A 1521-nucleotide genomic window follows, 5' to 3' on the forward strand; every position below is an offset into this window, starting at 1 on the left:
CGATTTTTCAGCGATTCGGGCACATCGCCGTTGACGATTCGCTGCGCCAGTCCTTCGGCGATCGCCGTCTTGCCGACGCCCGGTTCCCCAATCAGCACGGGATTATTTTTCGTCCGACGCGACAGCACTTGAACAACGCGCCGAATTTCTTCATCTCGCCCGATCACCGGGTCCGTTTTGCCTGCCCGCGCTTGCTCAGTCAAATCGCGTCCGTACTTCTCTAGTGCGGCGTAGCGCGATTCCGGGTTTTGGTTGGTCACTTTTTGGCTGCCGCGCACCTCTCGGATCGTGGCTTCCAGCTTTTGAGGCTCCAGGTTAAAGGTGCGCAACGTCCGCACGCCCAAGCGCGGATCTCGACCAAAGCCCAGCAAAAAGTGCTCGACTGAAATGAATTCGTCCTGCCACGACTGCCGCGCTTCCTCAGCCCGATCGAGCAGCACATCCAGGTTGCGCCCCAAGTAAAGCTGGTCGCTGTTGGGAACCTTGGGCTGGCGCTTGGCAAAATCTTCGATCTGCTGAAACAGGCGCGGAGTGTCTACGCCCACTTTGCTGAAAACCTTTGCTGCCAGCCCATCCTGTTGCTCTAGCAGGGTGATCATCAAGTGTTCAACTTCAAGCTGCTCTTGTTTGTAGCGTCGAACGACATCTTGTGCTTGAACGATCGCTTCCCAGGCTTTATCAGTAAACTTATTCGGATCGGTCGGCTGCATGTCTGATATAGAAAATTCCAGTAGGAATACACTATCTTCTAAGCTCTCAGTATAGCGTCCCAACTGAGGCAGAATCCGTATCAGAACGGTTACTCCAGCAATTCTCATGATGGAGTTTCAACGGCTGTTGGGCAGCAGGTTTCACTCTAGCTGAAGCATGAAGGTGAACGGTGCTCCCAACGATCGCAATCAGGATCCCCTGCGATCGTTTCTAACGTTGCTCCTAACGGCTAATCGATTTTGCGATGCGTTCAGTGGCTCATTTATACACCTGATCCAATTCCAGCAGCGTGTGCAGCAGAACATTTGCACCTTGAATGCACTCCTCAGGAGACGTGTACTCCTCGCCAGAATGGCTAACGCCTTCCTCACTAGGAACAAAAATCATCCCCATATCGGTGAAGCGTCCGATTTCGAGCGCATCGTGTCCGGCGCGACTGGGTAACTGGCAGTAGCTGAGGCTGAGAGTTTGGCAGACGCGCTCGATCGTCGCTTGCACGTGAGGCGCGGCAGGAGTTGGTTCAACGCAGAGAATTGGCCCAATATCGATTTCGGTTTGAGTGGCAGCCGCGATCGTCTGCAACTGCTGCTTCAGCCGCATCACCATTTCATCTAGACAAGCTTGGGACAAATCGCGCATATCCACCGATAGCTCGACCTGACCGGGAACAATGTTCACGGCGTTGGGCGCAACGCTGAGGTAGCCCACTGTTGCTACAGGCTGACTGGGGAAACTCAGCGCCAATTCTTGCACGAATAGAATAATGTGAGCGGCTGCGATTAAGGCATCCTTCCGCAGGTCCATGGGCGT

At 54.2% G+C, this 1521-nt stretch carries 2 protein-coding genes; both read right to left on the bottom strand.

The features are described 5' to 3' along the window. The coding region (locus H6F43_RS18245; RefSeq protein WP_277879969.1) for a Clp protease N-terminal domain-containing protein at positions 1-710 on the bottom strand (710 nt) is incomplete at its 3' end. A 259-nt stretch (positions 711-969) separates the two neighbouring features. Further along, positions 970-1521: M20/M25/M40 family metallo-hydrolase (locus tag H6F43_RS18250; RefSeq protein ID WP_190344136.1), on the bottom strand; the 552-nt coding region annotated here is incomplete at its 5' end.

Origin of the sequence: Leptolyngbya sp. FACHB-36 (assembly GCF_014695955.1) — a bacterium.
In the GTDB taxonomy this organism is placed as follows: Bacteria; Cyanobacteriota; Cyanobacteriia; order Leptolyngbyales; family Leptolyngbyaceae; genus FACHB-36.